Genomic DNA, 26115 nt, shown 5'->3' with positions numbered 1-26115 from the left:
ATTCCGGAAGCTAATCGTGAAGTAAAAGACTCACCATATACCGAGTTAAGTGTATCATATAATCTATTTGGAGATGTCAATGGAAAAATTTCATCGGTAGGGCCTAATAATAATGTAAATCCTAATAGTTTATTACCATCTTTATCGTTGCCAATCAACATTACTCCATGACCATTGTCTACAACAGTACTCTGACCATTAAGATATATTATATCTCTTCCATCCGGGTCAGTATACTTAACCGGATTATTTCCCGCATAATGATACACATACAGATTGACGGTATTAAACACCCCACCCATACCCGGCAAATTTTCATTATGCTTCTTTGCCTCGTCATTTACCGGTGCTTGCGGTATGTAGCCATTTAGAGCCGGGTCTCCACTTAACCACTTCGAATATTTCGGGTCTAAGTATCTAGCCCCATAATAGTATAGCCCCGTTTCTTCGTCAAGCTCTTTACCTGTAAACCTGAAAGGAAATTATTATACATCGCCAAAAACAGCATGGCAGTTTTTGACTTGTAAGTCCATGTATAGTTACGTCTGTAGGCAAAAAGGTCTTGCGGGTTTGTTTGCTCCGTTTCTTTAGGGGCGTCAAGACCGAAGCCGTAATCCGTTGAGTATATTCCGCTTTCTTTATCATAGTTATATGTAAATATAAAGTCTTTATCTTCACTAAAGGGGTCATCTTTTTCAGCTTTGGCTAACTCCTTGTATTTACCTCGCCTATTTTCAAAAGTTTTGTCAGTGGGGTGTTTAGTAATAACTTTCCTTTAGTGGACTGCATGTATTTGTGCACAATAAATATAATGCAAAGGTACACAAATACCGACATCGAGCTTGCTTCGAAGCTGCACCTATCGGCTTGCTGCACCGATACCGCTCCAATCTTTTTGCTGCATTTGTCTTCACAGGCAAGGCTCTTCCCTCCGGTCAGAGCTTGCTTTTTGCTTAAGCACACCGCAAAAAGGATTTGCCTGGAAGTTCGGCTTTGCCTCACTGCATGTACTGCTTCAATTACTGTCCGAAAGAGATAGTTAGGCTGTGAATAAATACTAAGTTTTGGGTTTATAGTTTCTTTTATGCCATATTTCAACTTCATCATTTCCAAAAAAAATTTTCTTTACATCATCAGCAATTTTTAGTTCATATAAAAATCTTCCTGTATCATTTTTTTTCTTAAAAATTGAAATTTTAATCTTTATTTTCAACTCATCATTTTTTTTCTGTAAATCAATTTTTTTGATTACATAATTACTGTGCATACACAGTCCCGATATTTTTATTGAAAGTTCATTACCATTTCTACACTCTGTTATTTCAAAATTATCAATATCATTATACTCTAAAACCATTTGTGATAAACAACTCCATAAACAAATACTTAAAATAGTTAATAAGGTAAATCTAATCATTAATTTTTTCATAGTCATCTCATCATTCTGCTAATAAATCATAAATAGGAGCCAATGATACATTAGCTGTACTACCTACTCCATAAGACGAAGAACCAGAACTTCTGTCAACAGAATTTAATCCAGTACTAGAAGCTCCGCTACTTGAATTTGATACTTCTAAAGTTCCATTTGCTACATTTCCATTAGCTATCCGAAAGAGATAGTTGTAATGTGAATAAATGCAAAGTTTTGTTTTCATGGTTTTACATTAATTTATCTTCCGATAAATGATTTATACTTTTCAATTTATTACCGATAACTTTTTATTTTATCGTAAAAAGTTATATCACCTAGCCTAGCATCAAGTTTATTTACATTCTCTAAATATATAGCCCCTTCAATAAACACAAACCCAATATATTCTTTTTCACCAAATATAAATTCGCATCCTACATAATGATAATTATATTGGTTTTTTAAAATATTTCTAGAAGAAAATTCTCCTATACAAAAAAAATCAGAAGTTTGATAATCTGCAGTAATACTGCTCGTTAATCCAACTTCAATTATTTTACCATAAAAGGGAGATAGCATATCAGTATCTATATACAGTCTAAATAAAATACGTTTCCTTTCTAAGGCATTCAATTCATCATACGACCAAGATTCTGAGTTTATACCTATTTCCATATTTTGTGCATCTGCTATATATTCTTTTTTTTCTCTAAAACCATATGCAACTACTTTATTATCTGAAAATAAAATATAGTTACTCATTATTTTAGCTTTTAATGACTTATATATATCTGAGTTAAATTGTAATTGTTCTATATCAATATCTTTTTTTATACACGAAATAAATAAAAAAAAATTTAAACATAGTATTATATATTTTTTATCAATATTCATCCCATATCTCCTCTTTTATCAATTCTCTTATTTCTTTTCCATCTTTATTAATATAAGATAATTCGGTTGTTTCTTTAACTCTTTCCTTTACACCAAATACTATTATAGGTCCCCGTTGTTCAGCATATTTTTTAAGCGTGACTTTTCTAGTTCTTATAAGTTTTATATCTTTTCCGGCTCCATTGATAGCCTCGCCTAACTCCTGCAATATCTTTTGCAATACCTCTAAAAAGGTTGCCCCACTCCCCTAACATCAATCCAGCATCGATAGAAGATTGTCCGATCCCAAACCAGCCCAATATACTCTTCATTAAACGAAACTCTCATTTCATTTATTTTCAATATTGTATATGGCTTTTTTACAAATAAGTCAACCTGGATAGCTGTTTTGACCACCCGTAAAGTAAGAATATTTCCTGGCGGGCTAAAATATAATTTAAAGACCTGAGGATGTTTATCTCCAAACGCTAATCTTTGGTCAACCACTGATGAGGGATTTGCATCCAAGCAATAAAAAGCAAATCCTGTTTTAGGATATAAAATACCTGCAAACAACCCCCCATTTATAAACCCATAAACTACTATAACGCATAACACAACCAATAGAAATATACCAATAATTATTTTCATATTATCCTCATTTATATATCTATAACCGATCATGTATACAAAATATTTTAATAATATAATAAATGCATATTGTGAATGTATTGCATAATCCTATGCATATTATATAATAAAAATTATTAATTATTATATGGACAAAAGGCAAATATTTATAACCATACATACATGCATAAAGCACCCATAACAGATGATTTATAAAATTGATTACAAGTGTTATAACAAAAAATATTTTATTTAAATATAATATTTTTTCCTTAAAAGAAAACTCATTAAAAATAATAAAAACAGCACCCATAAAAATACTTATAACTATGATTATTATAAGTGAAAAATAAAAATACTTACTAATGACTTCAAATATAGCATATTGAAAAATTTGTTTAAATGGAGGTGCTATTGGTTTTATAATACCTATATGAAATAATAATACTGATATATATATCCAAAACTGATAACTTTTATAATATTTTATAAAAATTTGTTTCATCGAAATACTCCTTCTATTATATTCAATCTGCAATAAATTTTTCACCAGAAGGGTTATCTCGTATAAACTGCTTATACTGCTTATTTGGATCAGTATGTTCACCAACAAAAGGACGATGATTTACTTTTGGTTTTTCTATCTTTAAATCACCAGCACTTATAATCCCCGCAGTCAAATCAACACAGTTTTCAGAAGAATTTTCATTAGCATCAGGAAATTTTAAGTTATTTTTCATAAGATATAAGTATAGTTCAATTTTACTATCCATTACTTTTTTTCGCTTACAGAGTAATTTTTGAATAATTTTTATCACCATAAGCTTTCATTTTTTTATCTGTATTTGAATCTGTTGTAACTCTCCAGCCTTTATCATACTTACTAAGTAATTTTTTATTTTCTTTTATGAAATCAGCTAATGTTGCAGCATCAATCCTTACATTACTTAATGGATTCTCTTTTGAATAATAGCCCCATCCATCTTTATCGTTCTCCACAAGAACAGCATTGTGACCAAAACTAAATCTTCCAATATCTAAAGCCACTGATTGATTCAACAAAATTATATCTCTGTCATCCGGGTCAATATACTTAATCGGATTATTCCCCGCATAGTGATACACATGCAAGTTTACCGTGTTGTATATACCGCCCATACCCGGCAGGTTCTCGTTGTGTTTTTTCGCTTCGTCATCAATAGGCGCTTGCGGTATGTAATCATTCAGTGCAGGGGCGCCTGACAGCCACCTACTGCACTTTGGGTCAAGATACCTAGCTCCATAATAATACAGCCCCGTCTCCTCTTTTGAAAATATGCAGGCAATTACTGCGTCGCACGGCAAAAAAGTGTCCTCGACGTATACCCGATACGCCTGCGGTACTTTTTTGCCTGTCTCCTTGTACTTACCTCGCCTATTTTCAAAAGTCCTGTCAGTAGGGCTGTTTAGTAAATTTAAAAATTTAACCCCCGATGTTTTGCCGAATGGCAAAACTCGAAGCTGAAAGGTGCGTAAGCAGCTTTCAGCGGCGGACTGCCGATACTTGTCCATCATTGTAATATAAAAGTAAACAAGTATCACCTCCGCCATGGACAGCGGCAGTTCAAGCTTGCAAGTTTTGCATAAGCAAAACTTGCTATCAACATCCGTACAAGGAAGTACGGATGTTGATGACACCGCGCTTGCTTCGAAGCTGCGCCTATCGGCTTGCTGCACCAATACCGCTCCAATCTTTTTGCTGGATTTGTCTTCACAGGCAAGACTCTTCCCTCCGGTCAGAGCTTGCTTTTTACTTAAACATACTGCAAAAAGGATTGGGCTGGAAGTTCGGCTTTGCCTCACTGCATGTACTGCTTCAATAGCTGTCCAAAAGAGATAGTTAGACTTTTTTAATAAACACCTAGTTTTCATTTTCTCCTATTTCTTTTAGTAGTTTTTTGGCTTCTGCACTTCCTGTCTTTGCAGCTTTCTTTATCCAAAAACGCCCCCGTATTCTATCTTCTTCTTTATTGCTCTTAAGAAAATGTTGTCCGTATTCATATTGACATCGAGTATTATCATTTTGTGCTCCAATCCTTAACCAAGATAGAGCTTCTTTTTCATTTTTTTTATAATTTTTATAATATTCATACAAAAAGTAAGCCTCTTTTTTTCCTCCCCTCAATGCATAGTCGATTAAGAGTTCTATTTCATATTCAGAAATATCAGTATCTTGTTTTTTATAAATATCCTCCTGTAATACGGGATAAGAACTTTCAAGATTGAGATGTTGGTTTTCTATTTTTTTCCATGCATCATAATTTCCATTCTTTAAAGCTTTAAAAAGCCAGTATAAACTACGAATCTTTCCTGTCTCCGTTGTTGTAGCTTCGAGTATACGGGCATAATCATTCTGCGCAACATCATTATTGTTTTCAGCAGCTATTTCACCCCAGAGGCATTCATTAATAGTATCAATTTGCAAAAATGCATAATATGCTGAAATATTATAAGCATATGCACCGCTACCATTTAAAGCTTCCAATTTAGATAGTGATGTATTCACTTTATTTAAATTAAAATATCTTAGATACATTTCTTTATCTTTACTATTTAGGCTTGCTAGAACTTGTTTAATGTCTATTTCAACAAAAGGAGCAGCACTAAAAGCATTCTCTTTTTTTAGAGTTAATTTTAGATGCTTTAAATCATCTGAAATCACTTCCAATAAAGGCGATGAAAAAAATTTATCAAACCATCCCCCTGGCTTTCCATAAAAATTAAAATAATCTTTATGAACAAGATAATAAATAACATCACAAATAGAATTTCTATTTTCATATATAAAATTAGGACTTACTTCAATATAGGGTTTCATAGTAAAGTTATTCCCATCTTCATCGTAATCATAAATTATAGCGCCGTCTATCAGAATATTTCTTATTAAGTGTGCAATAATAAATCTTTTTTCCGCATTACTAACAATTGAATCAGAAATAATAACATTGGAAACATGTACACCTTCAATCATTGTCACATCAACAAAAACAAGATCATAAGCATTTATTATTACTTTTTCTTTTTCCAATTGTGCTATAACATCAGTAGATAACATTTTAATTTGCTTTTGCATTATGTTTTCGTAGTTGACGGTCTTTGTACAACAAGTTAAAATTAATAATGGTATTACAAACTTTATTGTTTTAGTTGTCCAATTTCTGAATATATATTTCAATTCTACCTCCGCTATTATTCAGCCGTTGGCGGATATCTTTCATAAATTTATCGCGTCCGGCATTACCACTATCTCTACCATTCAATCCAAAGCAGCCTAGCGACCCACCGATACGTGGTTTCTTGTCCTTGGTGTTTATATATTCACCACCAACATGAATCTGTATAAAATCAGGTTCTCCGTCTCCAGTAATATCTGCGCGTATGTTTCTATCTGTTCCGGATTTACCATTCCAAAGCTCCAGCACTTCTCCTACACCATTTCCGGTATCACGTAACATACCATAGTATTTCCCAACAGCTTCTTTAGGATTAAAAGCTAAATTGTTCAAATCACCAGCTGCTGGCGCATTTCGCGTGACTTCATAGTAGGAAGTAGTATTAGTCTTATCATCTGTAACGGTAACTAAATACGTAGAAGTTTTTGCAAGATTACCATTTGTGCCAATAATATACATAACACCAGAACCAATTAAATTATGAGCAGCTATAAATTTTTTAGAAAGACTATCTACCCTCTTGTTAGTTATAGTTACTTTAATCGTTCTCCCATCCTGGTCAATATACTTCACCGGGTTATTGCCTGCATAATGGTACACATGTAAGTTTACAGTGTTGTATATGCCTCCCATTCCGGGTAGGTTTTCATTGTGTTTCTTCGCTTCATCGTCTATCGGAGCTTTGGGTATATAATCATTTAACGCCGGATCACCGCTTAACCACCTACTATACTTCGGATCAAGGTACCTTGCACCATAATAATACAGCCCCGTCTCCTCATCCAGTTCCTTACCTGTAAACCTGAACGGTAACTTATCAATCCCCGGTGCAGTCTCTTCTACCCATAACTCACCGTAAGGTGTGTATTCAATGTGTTCGTACTGTCTGCCTTTCCAGTCAGTTACGAATTGTGCACTTCCAAGGTGGTCACTGTGATAGTAGTATCTCTTTTCCTTTTGCTCATCATTATCTCCATGGTTATCCGTATGTGTCATCTCTTTTGAAAATATACACGCCGTCTGCGGCGTCGCTTCAAAAAAATTAATCCTCAACGTACATAAAGTACGCCTGCGGTTAATTTTTTCTCGCTCCTTGCATCCAACATGTCTATTTTCAAAAGTCCTGTCAGTGAGGGCATTCAGTAAATTTAAAGGTTTAATCCTCGATGTTTTATCGAATACTCGAAGTTCAAAGGTGCGTAAGCATCTTTGAGCGGCGGACTGCTCAATTTTGTTTTTTAGTATTATGAAGAAAACAAAATTGAGCACCGCTCTTGCTTCGAAGCTGCGCCTATCGGCTTGCTGCACCAATACCGCTCCAATCTTTTTGCTGCATTTGTCTTCACAGGCAAGGCTCTTCCCTCCGATTAGAGCTTGCTTTTTGCTTATACACACCGCAAAAAGGATTTTCGATTCAATCGCTGTCCGTGGAGTGAGATAGTTAGAGTGTGAATACAAATAAAGCTTTGTTTTCATTGTTTTTTCTATTTACCTTTAAAATTTTATCAAGTAGTTTTTAATTTTGTCTCCAAGTTTTTTATTTCAAAAAAAATATATGCCAAAAAAATATTTTTTTCATCAACATATAATAGAGCAGTTGCCTTTATATTAAACCTTTCTTTGTTAATTATCAAAAGTAAGTCTTGATCAAAGCTACAGCAATTTTTATTAGGAATATCAAAAGCTGCAATTCCTACATCAAATCCTGAAAACCATACTATTTTTGCTTTATTTTTTTCTATAAACATATCAATATTTTCAAACTGTTTTATAAATTTCTGAACATTCTTTCCATTACCAAATAAAAAACTTTGCTCTAAAGGTTGTTCTATTTCATTAGTTTTTTTATCGTCAGGTAAAGAAGTGCAATCTAAAAATTTTTTAAACGCAGCGCCATCCCCATTAACATCATCATAACAAAAAGAAATAGACACTAATTTTTTATAAAAAATATCTTCATATTCTTCAGCAGATAACTCAAAGATTCTTGTATAAAAATTTGACATAAAATTTTCTACTTGTTTTTTATTATCATCATCCATTTCTTTTTCAACACAACCATAGCAAAATAGATGCGATATGTTAAAATAGAATAGTAAAATTACAAAAAATAATATTTTTTTCATGTTACAATATCTTCTTTTAATGTTTAATTTGAATTTCTTCATTGCGCCTGGCAGAAATTTCTTTATAATGTTTTCTCCAAGCTTTCCATGCTTGATATCTACTAGTAGACTTATTCTCTTTTTTCCAATTCTCTTTCCATAGTTTTTTGTATTCTTTAAATACAGCTCTTGTAAATGCATTACAATCATTTATAAGAATTTTATATTTTTGTTTTGCACTTTCATTATCATGTTTTCCATCTTTTAGTCTACCTCCAAACCTTTCCATATCCAAAACATTTTCAACAGCTTGTTTAGTAATATCATCATCCATATTTGTATATTTTATAATATATTGATCATTTTTTGTTACTTCTCTATTTACTATTCCTAATTTTTTTCCTAGTTGATGAATTAGTCCACCAGAATCTCTAAATGATTTTAAAGTGCCATAATCAATTAATGAATGTTTTGCAAAATCAAAATATTTCCCAAGAACATGTCCTAAATCATATTTTGCATTTAATCCAGCATCTATCTGTCGCATAAGAATTGAAGCCTCACCATCCGGATCAATATACTTAATCGGATTATTCCCCCCATAGTGATATACATGCAAGTTTACAACGTTAAACATGCCTCCCATACCCGGCAGGTTTTCATTATGCTTCTTTGCTTCGTCATTTACCGGTGCTTGCGGTATGTAGTCGCTTAGTGCAGGGTCGCCTGACAGCCACCTACTGTACTTTGGGTCAAGATATCTCGCGCCATAATAATACAGCCCCGTCTCCTCTTTTGAAAATATGCGGGCATCTCCTGCGTCGCTACGTAAAACGAGCTCGACGTATACCAGCCCCCGCCATGGACGGCGGCGGTTTTAGCCTTGAGAGTTTTGCGTACGCAAAACTCTGAGATGAAAAAGGTACAAGGATGTACGGTTTTTGATGGAGCACTGCGCTTTTCAGGGCTCCGCTGCCGCTTCCAATCACTGTCCGAAAGAGGAGATAGTTGGGTTGGGAATAAATGCAAAGTTTTGTTTTCATAGTTTTTTCTTACATTATTTAGCTTACCTCCGTTTTTTTATTTCACAATTTTTTAACGCAACATATAACTCATTTAGTAAAAGATTCGCCTTTTCAAATTCACCTTTGATGGTGATTTTAGCATCAATATAAGTTTTGGATTCTCTATTTTTCATTTTGCAATCGACAGAATCACCCAATCTTTTTTTACTGTCATATCCTGTTCCGCCTAAACACATAATGCACTCATCAAGAAAAAAACCATCCTTAGGGTAATCAATTGCAGAAACCGTTCCCTCAACAATAATAATAGAATCTTTATATTTTTCTACAGCCTGGTTAAAATTATTTCTAAACTCAGTAATTAGTTGCTCGGATGTAACGTAATACATATTTTTTTCATTTACACAGCAACTGGTAAAAAAAATAATATATACAAAAACAATGACAACACATTTATTCAACCAAACTTTCATAAAAATACTCCCAGTTATTTGCATTTGTTTGTTTCGTCTTTAAGAATCCTTCATCGGGCAATTCTTTTCCTTCTTTTTTGCTATATGTCCAGTCAAAAGTTCCCAATCCCCAAAAATAATGTGTTGCTTCATGTAATAATGTACCCTCTTTTGTATCAAAAGCACCTGTATCAGGTGCTGCAAAAAAAAGGTCGCCTAACCAAACATCATCAGTGAACATAAAAGTATATGCATATGAACTGGTTGCATCATCATATCTAAAATCATCACGAGTGAGAGAGTTTATATGTTCTTTTAATTCATTTAACATATCAGCTAGCAGCGGCAAATCCAATGGCAAAGTTCCAAACTCCGAATGCAGATAAGTTTGTGCCGACTCCAAAATTTTAGGGTCAAGTTTTGACTTGTCGTTACCGCAGTTATTCAATGTTTCGATAATTTTATCCAAATTACTTACAGTTCTATTTTTGGCATCTTCAACAATTGCCCATTGTGCGTCTGTTAGCGTATGGGTAGCCCTTCCATCCGGATCAATATATTTCACCGGATTATTCCCCGCGTAGTGATACACATGCAAGTTTACAATGTTAAATACCCCACCCATACCCGGTAGATTCTCGTTATGTTTTTTTGCCTCATCGTCTATCGGTGCTTTAGGTATGTAATCGTTTAGCGCCGGATCTCCCGACAGCCACCTACTGTATTTCGGGTCTAAGTACCTCGCCCCATAGTAGTACAGCCCCGTTTCTTCGTCAAGCTCTTTCCCCGTAAATCTAAACGGTAACTTATCTATTCCCGGTGCAGTCTCTTATACCCAGAGCTCTCCATAGGGTGTGTATTCAATGTGTTCGTATTGCTTCCCTCTCCAATCCGTTACGAATTGTGCACTTCCCAAATGGTCACTGTGGTAGTAGTATCTCTTTTCCTTTTGCTCATCATTATCTCCATGGTTATCCGTATGCGTCATCTCTTTTGAAAATATACACGCCGTCTGCGGCGTCGCTTCAAAAAAATTAATCCTCAACGTACATAAAGTACGCCTGCGGTTAATTTTTTCTCGCTCCTTGCATCCAACATGTCTATTTTCAAAAGTCCTATAAGTGGGGCGGTTTAGTAAATTTAAAACTTGAATCTCCGATGTTTTGCCGAATGGTAAAACTCGAAGCTCAAAGGTGCCTAGGCAGCTTTGAGCGGCGGACTGCTCAATTTTGTTTTTACAATTTCTCTCCGACACGGACGGCGGTGATTTTGAGCGTATAAGTTTTGCGTATGCAAAACTTATTATCAAAAACTGTACAAGGATGTACGGTTTTTGATGTGGCACCGCGCTTGCTTCGAAGCTGCGCCTATAGGCTTGCTGCACCAATACCGCTCCAATCTTTTTGCTGCACTTGTCTTCATAGGCAAGACTTTGCCTCCGGTCAGAGCTTGCTTTTTACTTAAACATACTGCAAAAAGGATTGGGCTGGAAGTTCGGCTTTGCCTCACTGCATGTACTGCTTCAATAGCTGTCCAAAAGAGATAGTTAGACTTTTTTAATAAACACCTAGTTTTCATCAAATATCCTCGGCGTATATATTCAATAAGCATATTTTTATTTTATAATTTATATTATTTTTATATTTAAAATTTTTCAAGCATTTCCTCATAATTATCCGGATAAGTATATTTTATATGATACCTCACACTATCGGAAATAGGAGTTGCATAATAATCAACACCCTGTCTTTTAAATTCAGTGATTATATCTTGTTTTAATTTATATTCTTTGCTATCTAACGGAAATACCCAACAATAATCGCGTAAGATATTTACAGGATATACTTTTTTTTGTCGTGATATATACAAATTATTATCCATCATAGGGTCATAACATGCTTCAGTTATATCAGCATGGCATTCTACTATAAGATAATGAGCGACAGCATATCTTTTCAATTGTAAAGCAAGGCTTGCAGCAGTAGTACCGGTATTCTGCCGTGCATTGATATCGGCTCCGTTATTAATCAGAAGCTCTACTAATAATTTGCTATCTCCTGCAAATATTGCATTCATTAATACGGTTATGTCATCATAAGATTCTCCCAAATATGGAATATTAGGATCTGCACCATATTTTAATAATAACTCCGTATATTTGATATTTTCATTCACATCTATATTTTTGTAACCCCACCGTCTGCCGACAGCTAAATGTAATGGTGTAGTATTTGATGCTCTCCGTATAAGATCAGGATCAGCTCCGTTTTTAAGCAATATTTCTGCCGAATTATACTTACTGCTTCCAATGGCCCAATATAGCAGAGATGTACCGTAAAGCGGCTCACGATAATTTATCAATTCTTTGTGCTCAGAACAAATCTGATTTATTTTTTTTATATTTTGCGAATTAACGGCTTTTGCCAATTCCCACGCAGGAGTGTCCTTAAAAATATTTATCGATATGGACGGATCAGCAGAAGTAAATAAATTTTCCATTGAACCTATTATTTTTACACTTAGCCAGCCCACCGTATATATCGTTACAGGATTAAAAATAACAATAAAACATATAAATAAACATAATAAAATAAAAGTAATTTTTGAAGTATTATATTTCATAGAAGAAGCCTCCTTATTCTTTTAATGCTTGAATTACTGCTTCCATTGAATGTGGAAAAATTTCATGTCTTATATCATAGCCATGAGAGTGCGAATATCTTTCTTTTCCCTTATATTGTCTTGAAAGATATGTTGTGTCAATTATATCAGGAAGGCTACCTTGCATTCCATGTAAAATATCTCCTGTAACAACAAATGCTTGTAAAGAATTTCCACTTTTAGATAACCCACTCAATGTAGGTTTTGCAGGATTAAATACTATTGCATTTTTTCCAGTTTTTAATGCATTCAATATTGCTTCAGCACCCCCTTTTGAATGTCCTACCATTGTAACTTCTGAATATATATGATTTTGAACAAAGTCAATTGCTATACTTATTGACATAGCAGCATCAGAAGAATCTCCGAAAAACTGATCAATGTTTTGCCTCCAATCCTCAGGGTTTGTTGGTGAAGTTCCTCGATTAACTAAAGCATATTCAACATCTGTAGGATAACCTTTTTCATCAATAACAAGACGAGAATATACTCCTATAGCACCACTACCGCCATCTTGATTTAATAGATATATATTATTTAGTATCCATCCTCCCTCTACAACGTCCCCAATCTTGCCATTATAAATATGTTCCGCCATTATAGCAGCTTCATATGGAGTAGGAATTTCTCCGGTTGGGTCAATATATTTAATGGGATTATTTCCTGCATAATGGTAAACATGCAAGTTTACAACATTAAACACACCGCCCATTCCGGGTAAGTTCTCGTTGTGCTTTTTAGCCTCGTCATTTACCGGTGCTTGCGGTATATAATCACCTAAGGCAGGGTCCCCACTTAACCACCTCGAATATTTCGGATCCAAGTACCTTGCACCATAATAATACAGGCCCATCTCTTCGTCAAGTTCCTTACCTGTAAACCTGAACGGTAACCTATCTATTCCCGGTGCAGCCTCTTCTGTCAACCCTGCGGGCTACTTTGCAAGGAAATTATTATACGTCATCAAAAACAGCTTTGCTGTTTTTGACTTGTAAGTCCACAGTTCCACGTAAGGTATGCATTCGATGTGCTCTTACTGTCTGCCTCTCCAGTCAGTTACGAATTGAGCACTGCCTAAGTGGTCACTGTGATAGTAGTATCTCTTTTCCTTTTGCTCATCATTGTCCCCCTGATTATCCGTATGTGTCATCTCATTTGAAACGGCGGACAATTACTGCGTCGCACGGCAAAAAAGTGTCCTCGACGTATACCAGATACGCCTGCGGTACTTTTTTGCCTGTCTCCTTGTACTTACCTCGCCTATTTTCAAAAGTCCTGTCAGTAGGGCTGTTTAGTAAATTTAAAAATTTAACCCCCGATGTTTTGCCGAATGGCAAAACTCGAAGCTGAAAGGTGCGTAAGCAGCTTTCAGCGGCGGACTGCCGATACTTGTCCATCATTGTAATATAAAAGTAAACAAGTATCGGCATCGCGCTTTCCGCTCCAATCGATGTTCGTAAGGTGAGATAGTTAAAATGTTCTAATAAATAATTAGTTTTCATTTTTAATATTATTCCAGTCTTTTTTACAAAATATTCATTTTGAAAATAAAAATGTATATTTTTCAGGCATTCCACGCCTAAGCCATTCATCATAACTGATCATGATGTTAAAAACATTAGAAACACCTGCAAAAATTAAAATTATAATTGCAAATAAAAATAAAAGAATGCCAAATTTTCTTTCTGAACTGAAAAAAATTAACATAAGTCCTAGTATAAATCCCAACAATCCATAACATATAATATGATAGGTTATATTATATGATGAATGATTTGATAAACCTGTAAATACAAAGCAATAAAAGAATAATACTAAACATCCTAAAATATATAATATGCCTAATAGTCTAAAAAAAATAGTCATAATTTACTCCTTTCGATAATTCCTTCTTGGAAGTCTTGCACCATCTCCCTTAGGATTATTTTTTGTTCTGTTATAAGCTTCCAAATAAATTGAAGAAGCAAAAAAAATAAATCTAAATTTTTCAAATTCAGAGGAAAAGTTAGCATATCCGGTTTGTCCAGATACTGTAATATTTTCCTTATTTGCAAAAGCTTGTGATATTCCAGAATCAGAAGTCCCACTGTTACAGGAATGTAGTATCATTTGAGCATTTTTTGAAAAAGAAAAATCATCTAAAAAACTTACATCACCGACAGATAAATTACTTCCTTTAAAGTATAAATTCTCAGCATCTCCATGACAAAAAATCTCCATATTGTCAACTTCTATATTATTTACTTCAAAATAAACATTCAGCCAACTCCATTGAGATTTAAACTCATCGGCAGTATAAACCCCAATCAAATAGGTATTATCTTGATTTGAATAAGACTTAGCTGCGGTTTCAGCCGCTTTTTTAAATTCTATTTGCTCTTCTCTATTGTAATAAATTATAACAGTAACTTCAGCCCCATCTTCTGTCGTACGGCCCGTAGGATCCACATACTTAACCGGATTATTTCCCGCATAATGATACACATACAGATTGACGGTATTAAACACCCCACCCATACCCGGCAAATTTTCATTATGCTTCTTTGCCTCGTCATTTACCGGTGCTTGCGGTATGTAGCCATTTAGAGCCGGGTCGCCGGTAAACCACCTTGAATACTTCGGATCTAAGTACCTCGCCCCATAGTAGTACAGCCCCGTCTCTTCGTCAAGCTCTTTCCCTGTAAACCTGAACGGTAATTTATCTATTCCCGGTGCAGTCTCTTCAATCCACAGTTCTCCATAGGGTGTGTATTCAATATGTTCGTATTGCTTCCCTCTCCAGTCCGTTACGAATTGTGCACTTCCTAAGTGGTCTGAATGATAGTAGTAACGCTTTGCTTTTTGCTCTTCGTTGTCACCTTGGTTTTCCGTATGCGTCATCTCTTTTGAAAATATGCGGGCATCTCCTGCGTCGCTACGCAAAATGAGCTCGACGTATACCAGATACGCCTCCGCTTTATTTTTACTAGGCTCCTTGTATCTGCTCCACCTATTTCCAAAAGTCCTGTCAGTCGGGCGGTTTAGTAAATTTAAAAGTTTAGTCCCCGATGTTTTGCCGAATGGCAAAACTCGAAGCTCAAAGGTGCCTAAGCAGCTTTGAGCGGCGGACTGCTGCATTTTGTTTATTATTATCATGAAGAAAATAAAATTGAGCACCGCGCTTTTCAGGGCTCCGCTATCGCTTCGGTATCTTTCCGCAGGAATTACTGCGGAAAGATGTACAGCAAAAGCAATTTTTGTAAATTGCTTTTGCTCCCTTGCAATCGCTGTCCGAGTGGTGATATGGTTAGGTTGGTTGAATAAATAACTAATCTTCATTTAAATAAGTCCTTTAATTTATTTAAATCCATATATCTTGACTTATCAAATAATTACTCAGAACAATGTTCAATTTTCCAATAAATCATTTCGCAAATCATATACAGTAATATCTTCATTTTTGATATATATGATTTCATCTTTAGTAATAATTTTATATTTAATATCATACTTTCCTATCTTTTTATTTTTTTTAATAAAATCAATTGTATATTCTTTATATGACCCCCAGGAAGCACTTGAAAACGGTATTTCGATCAGAAGCTCAATATCATGATTATTTATATCTCCTATTTTTAATGGAAATTCTCCATACCGGCATTTACCGATCAATATATAAAAATTATTATAAATATATAAAATTTTATTTCCTGAGCCATAATATAAAAGAGGTTCTTGGTAAGACAGTACAAGAATATTTTTATTATGATTAAATAAGACTATCTGTCTTGCAGAATCAAAAATATTTTTTGTATATATACAATATGCTATAAATATAAAAAATAAAAACACACTTATAATAAATAAAAAAACAATCCTTTTCATTATTCCACCTTCTTTTATTTTGACCTTAGGATGATATTATATCCATATAAACTTCGCGTATACTGATAGTCATTTTCTCCATACTTAGGAGCAGGACCATACACACTTCCAAACACCTTATACATACCAACTCCCCAAAGGCCTTTAGCATGTAATGCCCCAGCACCTTTTTGAAAATCATCAAATTCCATACCAAAAAGAGCAGCATTCATTCCTGCTAAAATATTGCCAGCTTCTCGTAATGTTACATATTTACCGTGAAATAAAAAACCATGATATGAAAAACCTTCATGGCCAGGGTATTGTGTTTTTATATCAAATTCTTTATTAGGAAGAGATAACCTGAAGGTCTTATCTTTTCCATATGATTCCGCTTTTGCATGTAGATCATCAATATAAGCATCTATAGATTCTCCTAAGATCAATTTACCAACTGGTTTATTGGTATCGGGGCTAATAAAGGCATCCCAAAACAGAGTTTCACCAACTACTTTCCATGGATTTTCATTATCAATAACACTCTCTTTTGACAATGGTCCTTCAATATTTTCATAAACGCCATTCCCGCTCCATTGATAGATATTCAAATCTCCATCATTAATCACATTTCTAACTAGACCATCTTGATCTATCCATGTAGATCTCCCATCTGGATCCACATACTTAATAGGGTTATTCCCCGCATAATGATACACGTGTAAGTTTACAACGTTAAACACGCCACCCATTCCTGCAAGTTTGGACGGATCCGTTCCCGAAGAAGGAATATACTCCCCTAAAGCCGGATCACCTGACAGCCACCTCGAATATTTCGGGTCAAGGTATCTAGCTCCGTAGTAATACAGTCCTGTCTCCTCATCCAGCTCTTTCCCCGTAAACCTGAACGGCAGTTTGTCCAATCCCGCAGCAACTTCTTCAATCCAGAGTTCTCCGTACGGCGTATACTCTATATGCTCGTACTGTCTGCCTTTCCAGTCTGTTACGAACTGTGCACTTCCTAAGTGGTCACTGTGATAGTAGTATCTCTTTTCCTTTTGCTCTTCATTGTCTCCACTGTTATCCGTGTGGGTCATCGCTGTTACAAGGCGGCTGTTACCGACAAAGATATGTTTATGCACCCTTAACCCTTGCGGGTTATCTTTGTCGTATATCGGAATATGTATCGTAAAGAAATTGTTAAAGTATAGCGTTTCACTTCTTCCTTCTTCAGTATACTTTAACGCTCTCTTCCCGTCTTCACCGTAGCGATAGTGTACCGTGTAGTTTTTATCGCTCGATTTGGTTAACAGGTTACGCTCGTCCCATGTATAGTTCCGCCTGTAAGAAAAAAGGTCTTGCGGGTTTGTCTGTTCCGTTTCTTTAGGGGCGTCAAGACCGAAGCCGTAATCTATTCCGTATACATCTTCTTCTTTTGAAAATATGCGGGCATCTCCTGCGTCGCTACGCAAAAATAAATGCTCGACGTATACCAGATACGCCTCCGCTTTATTTTTACTAGGCTCCTTGTATCTGCTCCACCTATTTCCAAAAGTCCTGTCAGTAGGATTGTTTAATAATAGTTTTGTTTTGGCGGACTGCTCAATTTTGTTTTTTAGCATTACGAAGAAAACAAAATTGAACACCGCGCTTTTCAGGGCTCCGCTATCGCTTCGGTATCTTTCCGCAGAAATTACTGCGGAAAGATGTACGGCAAAAGCAATTTTTATAAATTGCTTTTGCTCCCTTGCAATCGCTGTCCAGGGGAGATAGGTAGGTTGTGAATAAAAGTAAAGCTTTGTTTTCATAGTTTTTCTTTATATTCTTTGACAAATATTATTTTCTCCCTGTAAACCTATTTGTTTTATGATTATAAAACTTAGTATTTTGTCATTCTATGTTCTATAATATCACTTTTATCAAGCATTTCTTTAAAGATTTGTATATCTTCATGAAAAAATGATAATATAATATCGTTAAGCTTTTTTTCATGCATTTCTATATTATTTGTATGGATATTCAAGCTAGTTACGATATTTTTTACTTCCATAAAATTATAACTTACAATTTTATTATCCTCATGTCTAAATTGTGATTCACCATAATTTTCTAACATTAAATTTTTTTTATTTAAAGGATCATATATCTGTATAATATATTCATTTTCACAAAAAGGAGAACTAATTATTTTATGTTCTAGATCCAGTTTTTTTAGTAATTCCAAAAGAGTATTCATATATTTATTTGCAAATTCAGGTAATATAAACATTTACTTTCTACTCATGGCAACACAATGTTATTTTTTCCATTCCAGATAATATCAACACGATTACCTTTGATATCTGCATCAAAAATCATTGTCCCATTTTCAATGCTGAAGACATCAAATCCAATTCAGATGGTGACAAATCTTCTACAAGACTTCTCCCTATATTACTGCTACCAATGATTGTATCAACATATATCCCTCCGCTTTTCTTCGTTTACTTTGGTTTCGCTTACCATTCTTTTTATTTCTTTTGTAAACCCCATATCAGGAGCCTGTCTTTCTATATAACAAACAAATCATTTTTGTAAAAGTCCTTCTTCTCCGACTCTGTAGAAATATTCTTTATTCTCCAATATTTCATAATGTTCTGAAATTTTATTATTAATATCATATTGTACTACTGTTCTGTAATCATCATTAACAATAAAATCAAAAGAACTGTTATTGCAATTTTTATTCAGTCTACAAATATTATTCGGTCCGTTTGAAATTTCCACTGTATAAAAATCGTCAGAAAGAATTACATTACATTTTTTATCAGAATCTGAAAGTGAAAATAGCATTTCATTTTGTTTCGGCAAATATAATATAATTTTTTCACCAGATTGAATTATCTCTATATTAACGACCCTATTTCCATCTATAGTATAATTTAATTTACAATCATTTGATAAATTGACAGTTTTCAGATTTTGTTTTGAACAGCCTACAAAAAAAAGTGCAATAATTATTACATATAAACTTTTCCTTTTCATTATTTATCCCCAACAAGGTTAGCATTAGAAATATGCAAGACAGTATTTATTACTTCATTTGCTTTTTGATTAACAAGTTTTTGATCTATAGAACTATTTGGACCAAATACACCAAGTTCTGAAGAATCTGCAAAAGCAATGGTTCCGGAGTTGTTTACATCACAGACTAGTTTTCCATCTGCACCATAATGGAAAACTAAAACATCAATATCAATTTGGTAATTACCATTTTTGGTCTCCGAGGCTATTGCTTTTACATCTACCACATAATTGGGATTATTTTTAACAGCATTTGCTAGCGTTAAAGATTTATTAAGGCCTTTCTCTAAGATAATATCTATATTTCCAATTGGGATTTGTGCATTCCCTTTTGCATCTAAGGTTTTAATAAGAAAAGCAATATATCTTAAATTATGATTGCGTTCATATTCTCTTGCAGAAGCTGAATTCTCAGAAACGTTATTAATCAATAATCTTCCATCCGGGTCAGTATACTTAACCGGATTATTTCCCGCATAATGATACACATACAGATTGACGGTATTAAACACCCCACCCATACCCGGCAAATTTTCATTATGCTTCTTTGCCTCGTCATTTACCGGTGCTTGCGGTATGTAATCATTTAATGCCGGATCTCCTGACAGCCACCTTGAATACTTCGGATCTAAGTACCTCGCCCCATAGTAGTACAGCCCCGTCTCTTCGTCAAGCTCTTTCCCTGTAAACCTGAACGGTAATTTATCTATTCCCGGTGCAGTCTCTTCAATCCACAGTTCTCCATAGGGTGTGTATTCAATATGTTCGTATTGCTTCCCTCTCCAGTCCGTTACGAATTGTGCACTTCCTAAGTGGTCTGAATGATAGTAGTAACGCTTTGCTTTTTGCTCTTCGTTGTCACCTTGGTTTTCCGTATGCGTCATCTCTTTTGAAAATATGCGGGCATCTCCTGCGTCGCTACGCAAAATGAGCTCGACGTATACCAGATACGCCTCCGCTTTATTTTTACTAGGCTCCTTGTATCTGCTCCACCTATTTCCAAAAGTCCTGTCAGTCGGGATTTCAGATAGTGATAGCTTTTTGCCTAAGCAGCTTTGAGCGGCGGACTGCTGCATTTTGTTTATTATTATCATGAAGAAAATAAAATTGAGCACCGCGCTTTTCAGGGCTCCGCTATCGCTTCGGTATCTTTCCGCAGGAATTACTGCGGAAAGATGTACAGCAAAAGCAATTTTTGTAAATTGCTTTTGCTCCCTTGCAATCGCTGTCCGAAAAAGATAGTTGGGTTCTTTTAATAAACATCTAACTACTACTTTCATAAATTAAATCTAAATTACCCACCGTATTATCTTATAAATAAATACAGTAACAGCATATGATATTATAAATATAATTATACCATTGAATAGAAAAATAGAATAAAAAATAACACTTAACATTTCAACAATAAAAAAATATCCTATCTCAATAAAAAAACCAATTAAACAGCCTAAAAAATGCGATATAAAAAATACTATTAATAAAGTTAAAAAAAAGTACAATCCAATTTTTTGTATATTTAAAAATATAAATAAAACAACTATTATTGGAACAAATACAACTTGCAAAAAATATTTATTATCCTTAACCGAGGTGATAATATAAAAAATCATTAGAATAAGCATAAAAGCTATTTTACTGTATATAAAATTCGTTATTGAAATTTTTATCATTTTATTTGAATTTCCTCTCCTTTATTATTTTTTTTAAAATCTTCATATTGGAAATTAGGTTTTGTAAAAGTCCCAACAGGGAAACGAGAATGTTTAGGTTTTGATATATTAACACCTCCTTTCTTACCAATGTCTGCACATAAATCTGCACAGTTTTGAGATATTACTTCTAAGGTTATTTCATTTCTTTTTTCATCAAGTGAGTATTTTTTATCGTAAATGTCAAGACCTTCTGCTATCATTCTTGAGTCATTCATTGCACTTGTTTTTACTTGATAAGCCCTATCATATTGTTCATCTGTATCTAATTTTTTATTATGCTCAATAAAACTTTCAAGTGTAGGAAAATATTCTGCCTTGTTAATTGATCCAGTTAAATTTTTACCATCTTTAGAAAAATACAACCATCCGCCAGTTTTATCATTTCCAATTAACACAGCATTATGACCTTCTTTATAAGCACCATATGACCTATTCAATAAAATTATATCCCTTCCATCCGGATCGGTATACTTAACCGGATTATTCCCTGCATAATGGTACACATGCAAGTTTACAACATTAAACACACCACCCATACCGGGTAAATTCTCGTTGTGTTTCTTCGCTTCATCGTCAATGGGAGCTTGCGGTATATACTCTCCCAGCGCCGGATCCCCACTCAACCACCTCGAATACTTCGGGTCAAGGTATCTCGCACCGTAATAGTACAGGCCCGTTTCTTCATCCATCTCCTTGCCGGTAAACCTAAACGGCAGTTTATCAATTCCCGCAGCAACTTCTTCTATCCATAGCTCTCCGTAAGGTGTATACTCTATATGCTCATACTGTCTGCCTTTCCAGTCCGTTACGAATTGTGCACTTCCTAAGTGGTCGCTGTGATAGTAGTATCTCTTTTCCTTTTGCTCTTCATTGTCTCCACTGTTATCCGTGTGGGTCATCGCTGTTACAAGGCGGCTGTTACCGACAAAGATATGTTTATGCACCCTTAACCCTTGCGGGTTATCTTTATCATATATCGGAATATGTATCGTAAAGAAATTGTTAAAGTATAGCGTTTCACTTCTTCCTTCTTCAGTATACTTTAACGCTCTCTGCCTGTCTTCACCGTAGCGGTAGTGTACCGTGTAGTTTTTATCGCTCGATTTGGTTAACAGGTTACGCTCATTCCACATATAGTTCCGCCTGTAAGAAAAAAGATCTTGCGGGTTCGTCTGTTCCGTTTCTTTAGGGGCGTCAAGACCGAAGCCGTAGTCTGCACCGTATACGTCATCTTTTGAAAATATGCGGGCAATTACTGCGTCGTACGGCAAAAAAGTGTCCTCGACGTATACCCGATACGCCTGCGGTACTTTTTTGCCTAACTCCTTGTATCTGCTCCGCCTATTTTCAAAAGCCCTGTCAGTGAGGATTTCAGATAGTGATAGCTTTTTGCGTAAGCAGCTTTGAGCGGCAGACTGCTCAATTTTGTTTTTTAGCATTACGAAGAAAACAAAATTGAGCACCGCGCTTTTCAGGGCTTCGCTGTCGCTTCGGTATCTTTCCGCAGAAATTACTGCGGAAAGATGTACAGCAAAAGCAATTTTTATAAATTGCTTTTGCTCCCTTGCAATCGCTGTCCGAATGAGATAGTTCGGTTGTGAATAAATAATTAGTTTTCATTTTCTCTTAATAATTATTATATATATATCAGCAGTTTTAAATCTCCACATCTACATTAAATAATAATTAACATTATTTATTATCACGATACCCCCTTTTGATTCCGTTAATCGTTAATTGGGGAACGATATTGAGTAATAATCGGCAACTTCAAATTCTGTTCTAAAAACCTTTAAATAATAGTTAATCAAAAAACTATACTTATCCACATCAATAAAAAAAACTTTTATCTTTTTGCATCAATGCCATTCCAAATTCTTTATAAAATGAATAATTATTTACTAATAATGCTAATTCATGTTCAATATTTAAAGCTGGTTCTTTTACATAACCTATTTGCTGGCCAGTTTTTATTGTATTAGGATTTTGAGGTTCCCCAATTAAATAATACCTTTCTTCTTGTTTTAAATTTAACTCTCCATTCGTAATTTCAAAATATGCATATAAATAGTTTCGGTCTTCTTTTTACATACATAATAATTTTTAATATTCGCTAAATTAATTTCGATAAAAGTTTTCATTTGCAGTTCAAGATTAATAAGCTTTTCTTTTGAAATGACTATCTTCCCTGTTTCTTTGTCACAGCTTTTAGCATAAAGATTTATTAAATCATACATCAAGTTATTATCTAACTCCAGTAAAATTTTCATTCTTACAATTCCTATGTGTTTACAACCGAAACAGAATATGCCAAAATATAAAAAAATCATTATTTTATTCATCTTCATTTTTATATACTTTTTGTATTTCTCCATTATTACTTATTTGTTATTCACACCTTTCTTATTCTTTTTCTTGCTTACATTTCTGAGTTAAATCATTTTGGATAAAATATTTTTGCTTTATATACATCTTTTGTAGTGTATATTATTTTACCATCTTTTAGCAATGGAAAAGATAACCGTCCTTTCTTCCACTCATTCAATGTTATTTTAGCATTACTAGCTATTCCATCATGTTTAGCCCCCAAAACTTTTTTATAAGCTTCAAGAGCAACTTTAGAGTTAATTGGCAATAAAAAATATGCAGCAACGCTTACAATTGCAAGATTATCAGATTTTAATAAATCATAAATAATATTTATCCCTTCTGCATTGATTAATTCACAAATTCTTCTCGTATATGTTTTAAAACATTTGTTAGCTTTCTTATAATCCCCCCCCCAACTTTCTTTTGCATGGGTTATAATGGCTTTTTGTAATTTTATATACTCTTCTGCATTCATTTTCTACTCCACAAATTCTATTTTAACATTTAATTCTTTTGCAAATTCAGTTAATTTTTGTAAACCAAATTGATATTGATCCTTATAAGATTGAGTCGAAAGCCATTCTCTCACAGTTTTACCACCTGTAAAACTTTGTATGGAAGAATAAAATCCACTAAGTTTACTATGTAAGCTAGCTGAACCATGTCCAATTTTTACAATATTTTTTGCATTATGGATCATATGTTCTCCAAAATTTTTTACATTTCTAGCTGTTTGCTCAACAATATGATGCCAAGCTTTTCCATCACCAGCGCGCCCATGTACTCTTTTAAAAGCCTCAAAACTTGTATACCCAGTCGTTCCTAAAGATGAAATAAACAATTTGGTACCCACATATACCATTTTTACAGACGCAGTAGCAGAGCCTGTCAAATACGCTGCACTGGCTGCACCGGCACCAAGGCCAATGACGCCTCCAATTAATGCATGCTTACCTACCTCTTTCCAGTCTACTGTTCCAGTTTCCGTATATGACTTATAGGCACCATATAGAGCTCCAATACCAGCACCAATAATACCTGTAACCGCCATAAATGGGACTTCACCGGTAGGGTCATTGTATTTTATTGGATTATTATTACCATAATTAAATACATGCAAGTTTACAACATTAAACACACCACCCATACCGGGTAAATTCTCGTTGTGTTTCTTCGCTTCATCGTCAATGGGAGCTTGCGGTATATACTCTCCCAGCGCCGGATCCCCACTCAACCACCTCGAATACTTCGGGTCAAGGTATCTCGCACCGTAATAGTACAGGCCCGTTTCTTCATCCATCTCCTTGCCGGTAAACCTAAACGGCAGTTTATCAATTCCCGCAGCAACTTCTTCTATCCATAGCTCTCCGTAAGGTGTATACTCTATATGCTCATACTGTCTGCCTTTCCAGTCCGTTACGAATTGTGCACTTCCTAAGTGGTCGCTGTGATAGTAGTATCTCTTTTCCTTTTGCTCTTCATTGTCTCCACTGTTATCCGTGTGGGTCATCGCTGTTACAAGGCGGCTGTTACCGACAAAGATATGTTTATGCACCCTTAACCCTTGCGGGTTATCTTTATCATATATCGGAATATGTATCGTAAAGAAATTGTTAAAGTATAGCGTTTCACTTCTTCCTTCTTCAGTATACTTTAACGCTCTCTGCCTGTCTTCACCGTAGCGGTAGTGTACCGTGTAGTTTTTATCGCTCGATTTGGTTAACAGGTTACGCTCATTCCACATATAGTTCCGCCTGTAAGAAAAAAGATCTTGCGGGTTCGTCTGTTCCGTTTCTTTAGGGGCGTCAAGACCGAAGCCGTAATCGGTTGAGTATACTCCGCTTTCTTTATCATAGTTATAGGTAAATATAAACTCTTCCTCTTCACTAAAGGGTCCGTCTTTTTCCGCCGTTATGTTTCCGTTACCGTCATAACGATAATACCTGTTCCCCGCTCTTATTAACCTGTGCGCATATTTACTGTCATATTCATAATCTAGGTTGTAATCTAGGTCGGCTTTCTTATATGCATTTCCCCTACTTCCCGATAAATTAGTCGTGCTCATTTTATTCATCATATTTCCTATGATGTCGAAGTTAAACTCCTGTTTGTACTTTGCTATGTTTACAGGACTCATTCCGAAGTATTTTTTCCCCTTGTATTGTTTACTCTCTCCTTCTACACTTATAAGTTGATATAGGTTATCGTATTTGTACGCTTGAGTTGTCTCATAAGTGCTTGCATCATTCGTGTAACCGAGGACGTTTCCTACAGGGTCAAATGAGTACTTTATTTTTTGAAAAACGTCTTGACTTTGTTTGTTTTCAGTTTCTATTGTATCAAGCCAACGCCGCTTTTCATCGTACTTGTATCTTGTTTCCACTCCGTTTCCGTAACGTATGTACACCCTTTGTGCGTGTTCGTCATAAAGGATTTTATCTACATAAGAGTATTCGGCTTTTCCTTTTGACGAAGTTTTTTCTCCGCTCACTCCTCTTAATTGTCCGCCTGCATCGTATGTGTAACTTACGGTTTCTCCGTCGGGGTATTTCATCTTTTGCATTCGTCCTAAGTAATCCGCTTCATATTCAAAACTTGCAGACTGTTTCCCGCTCCCGGCTTCATAGCGGTTTATTGTTCGGCTTTCTTTTATTACTTCATTAAGTTCCCCGTAACTATAATGCGTTTCTCCCGATTCATCTTTTTTGTAGACTATTTGCCCAGTATCATTAACAAATTTTGCATTCGACACTTT

Annotated in this window: 24 protein-coding genes and 6 pseudogenes; all 30 read right to left on the bottom strand. The window is 34.8% G+C overall.

The window, feature by feature from the left end; genetic code table 11:
• Positions 1–206: 206 nt before the first annotated feature.
• Positions 207–700, bottom strand: a pseudogene (locus DYQ05_RS14575) (RHS repeat-associated core domain-containing protein); the annotation flags it as partial.
• 357 nt (positions 701–1057) lie between these two features.
• Positions 1058–1429 (bottom strand): hypothetical protein, encoded by a 372-nt coding sequence (locus tag DYQ05_RS00490; protein ID WP_206183629.1) that lies wholly within the window; start codon positions 1427–1429, stop codon positions 1058–1060.
• A gap of 279 nt (positions 1430–1708) precedes the next feature.
• A complete protein-coding gene (locus tag DYQ05_RS00485; protein ID WP_024470314.1) occupies positions 1709–2308 on the bottom strand; it encodes a hypothetical protein in 600 nt (199 codons plus the stop codon).
• Entirely contained in the window at positions 2298–2528 is a 231-nt protein-coding gene (locus DYQ05_RS00480; RefSeq protein WP_029410810.1) for a hypothetical protein, read from the bottom strand. The genes DYQ05_RS00485 and DYQ05_RS00480 overlap by 11 nt, the downstream gene beginning before the upstream one ends.
• 5 nt (positions 2529–2533) lie before the next feature.
• Complete coding sequence (locus tag DYQ05_RS00475; protein WP_024466038.1) at positions 2534–2938, bottom strand: hypothetical protein; 405 nt, start codon at positions 2936–2938, stop codon at positions 2534–2536.
• Between the two features lie 506 nt (positions 2939–3444).
• On the bottom strand, positions 3445–3690 hold the full coding sequence (locus DYQ05_RS00470; protein WP_024466039.1) for a hypothetical protein: 246 nt from the start codon (positions 3688–3690) through the stop codon (positions 3445–3447).
• A gap of 289 nt (positions 3691–3979) precedes the next feature.
• A pseudogene (locus DYQ05_RS14570) lies at positions 3980–4222 on the bottom strand (RHS repeat-associated core domain-containing protein); the annotation flags it as partial.
• A 595-nt stretch (positions 4223–4817) separates the two neighbouring features.
• Positions 4818–6029 carry a sel1 repeat family protein gene (locus DYQ05_RS00455; RefSeq protein ID WP_206183628.1) on the bottom strand — a complete coding sequence of 404 codons (1212 nt, stop codon included), beginning with the start codon at positions 6027–6029 and terminating at the stop codon, positions 4818–4820.
• 70 nt (positions 6030–6099) lie between these two features.
• A complete protein-coding gene (locus tag DYQ05_RS14270; protein ID WP_290121750.1) occupies positions 6100–7605 on the bottom strand; it encodes an RHS repeat domain-containing protein in 1506 nt (501 codons plus the stop codon).
• A gap of 29 nt (positions 7606–7634) precedes the next feature.
• Positions 7635–8255, bottom strand: coding sequence for a hypothetical protein (locus tag DYQ05_RS00445; RefSeq protein ID WP_152513916.1), 621 nt, complete (start codon positions 8253–8255; stop codon positions 7635–7637).
• 538 nt (positions 8256–8793) lie between these two features.
• Positions 8794–9027, bottom strand: a pseudogene (locus DYQ05_RS14565) (RHS repeat-associated core domain-containing protein); the annotation flags it as partial.
• Positions 9028–9300: 273 nt separating this feature from the next.
• On the bottom strand, positions 9301–9732 hold the full coding sequence (locus DYQ05_RS00435; RefSeq protein ID WP_024466081.1) for an OB-fold protein: 432 nt from the start codon (positions 9730–9732) through the stop codon (positions 9301–9303).
• A complete protein-coding gene (locus tag DYQ05_RS00430) occupies positions 9713–10276 on the bottom strand; it encodes a M35 family metallo-endopeptidase (RefSeq protein WP_206184161.1) in 564 nt (187 codons plus the stop codon). Before DYQ05_RS00430 ends, DYQ05_RS00435 begins: the two co-directional genes overlap by 20 nt.
• Positions 10252–10699, bottom strand: a pseudogene (locus tag DYQ05_RS14415) (RHS repeat domain-containing protein); the annotation flags it as partial. The gene DYQ05_RS00430 and the pseudogene DYQ05_RS14415, both read right to left, overlap by 25 nt.
• A gap of 317 nt (positions 10700–11016) precedes the next feature.
• The gene (locus DYQ05_RS00420; RefSeq protein WP_252723426.1) at positions 11017–11289 is read right to left on the bottom strand and encodes a hypothetical protein; all 273 of its coding nucleotides are present in this window, start codon (positions 11287–11289) and stop codon (positions 11017–11019) included.
• A gap of 66 nt (positions 11290–11355) precedes the next feature.
• Positions 11356–12333, bottom strand: coding sequence for an ankyrin repeat domain-containing protein (locus tag DYQ05_RS00415; RefSeq protein ID WP_020963894.1), 978 nt, complete (start codon positions 12331–12333; stop codon positions 11356–11358).
• A gap of 13 nt (positions 12334–12346) precedes the next feature.
• On the bottom strand, positions 12347–12997 hold the full coding sequence (locus DYQ05_RS14710; protein WP_493666647.1) for a Tle-like phospholipase domain-containing protein: 651 nt from the start codon (positions 12995–12997) through the stop codon (positions 12347–12349).
• Positions 12998–13522: pseudogene (locus DYQ05_RS14560) on the bottom strand (RHS repeat domain-containing protein); the annotation flags it as partial.
• Between the two features lies 1 nt (position 13523).
• Positions 13524–13874 carry a hypothetical protein gene (locus DYQ05_RS13350; protein WP_252723424.1) on the bottom strand — a complete coding sequence of 117 codons (351 nt, stop codon included), beginning with the start codon at positions 13872–13874 and terminating at the stop codon, positions 13524–13526.
• Positions 13875–13908: 34 nt separating this feature from the next.
• Positions 13909–14238 carry a hypothetical protein gene (locus tag DYQ05_RS00405; protein ID WP_024466144.1) on the bottom strand — a complete coding sequence of 110 codons (330 nt, stop codon included), beginning with the start codon at positions 14236–14238 and terminating at the stop codon, positions 13909–13911.
• A gap of 3 nt (positions 14239–14241) precedes the next feature.
• Entirely contained in the window at positions 14242–15690 is a 1449-nt protein-coding gene (locus DYQ05_RS14265; protein ID WP_206183627.1) for an RHS repeat domain-containing protein, read from the bottom strand.
• A gap of 69 nt (positions 15691–15759) precedes the next feature.
• The gene (locus tag DYQ05_RS00395) at positions 15760–16236 is read right to left on the bottom strand and encodes a hypothetical protein (RefSeq protein ID WP_020963891.1); all 477 of its coding nucleotides are present in this window, start codon (positions 16234–16236) and stop codon (positions 15760–15762) included.
• A 14-nt stretch (positions 16237–16250) separates the two neighbouring features.
• Positions 16251–18020: an RHS repeat domain-containing protein gene (locus tag DYQ05_RS13340; protein WP_252723423.1), complete on the bottom strand. Its 1770-nt coding sequence runs from the start codon at positions 18018–18020 to the stop codon at positions 16251–16253.
• 71 nt (positions 18021–18091) lie between these two features.
• Complete coding sequence (locus DYQ05_RS00380) at positions 18092–18481, bottom strand: hypothetical protein (protein ID WP_194077421.1); 390 nt, start codon at positions 18479–18481, stop codon at positions 18092–18094.
• A gap of 296 nt (positions 18482–18777) precedes the next feature.
• Entirely contained in the window at positions 18778–19236 is a 459-nt protein-coding gene (locus DYQ05_RS00375) for a hypothetical protein (protein ID WP_020963888.1), read from the bottom strand.
• Positions 19237–19697: 461 nt separating this feature from the next.
• Positions 19698–20162 (bottom strand): annotated as a pseudogene (locus DYQ05_RS14555) (RHS repeat domain-containing protein); the annotation flags it as partial.
• A 782-nt stretch (positions 20163–20944) separates the two neighbouring features.
• The gene (locus tag DYQ05_RS14260; protein ID WP_290121749.1) at positions 20945–22453 is read right to left on the bottom strand and encodes an RHS repeat domain-containing protein; all 1509 of its coding nucleotides are present in this window, start codon (positions 22451–22453) and stop codon (positions 20945–20947) included.
• A gap of 567 nt (positions 22454–23020) precedes the next feature.
• A complete protein-coding gene (locus DYQ05_RS00360) occupies positions 23021–23260 on the bottom strand; it encodes a hypothetical protein (protein ID WP_144299174.1) in 240 nt (79 codons plus the stop codon).
• 167 nt (positions 23261–23427) lie between these two features.
• Complete coding sequence (locus tag DYQ05_RS00355; RefSeq protein WP_024466107.1) at positions 23428–23835, bottom strand: hypothetical protein; 408 nt, start codon at positions 23833–23835, stop codon at positions 23428–23430.
• A 3-nt stretch (positions 23836–23838) separates the two neighbouring features.
• On the bottom strand, positions 23839–26112 hold the full coding sequence (locus tag DYQ05_RS00350) for an RHS repeat-associated core domain-containing protein (RefSeq protein ID WP_252723421.1): 2274 nt from the start codon (positions 26110–26112) through the stop codon (positions 23839–23841).
• Positions 26113–26115: the final 3 nt, after the last annotated feature.

Source organism: Treponema pedis (assembly GCF_017161325.1).
Taxonomy (GTDB): Bacteria; Spirochaetota; Spirochaetia; order Treponematales; family Treponemataceae; genus Treponema_B; species Treponema_B pedis.
Note: the sequence above shows the minus strand (reverse complement) of the source record. Positions and strands in the feature narration are given on the sequence as shown.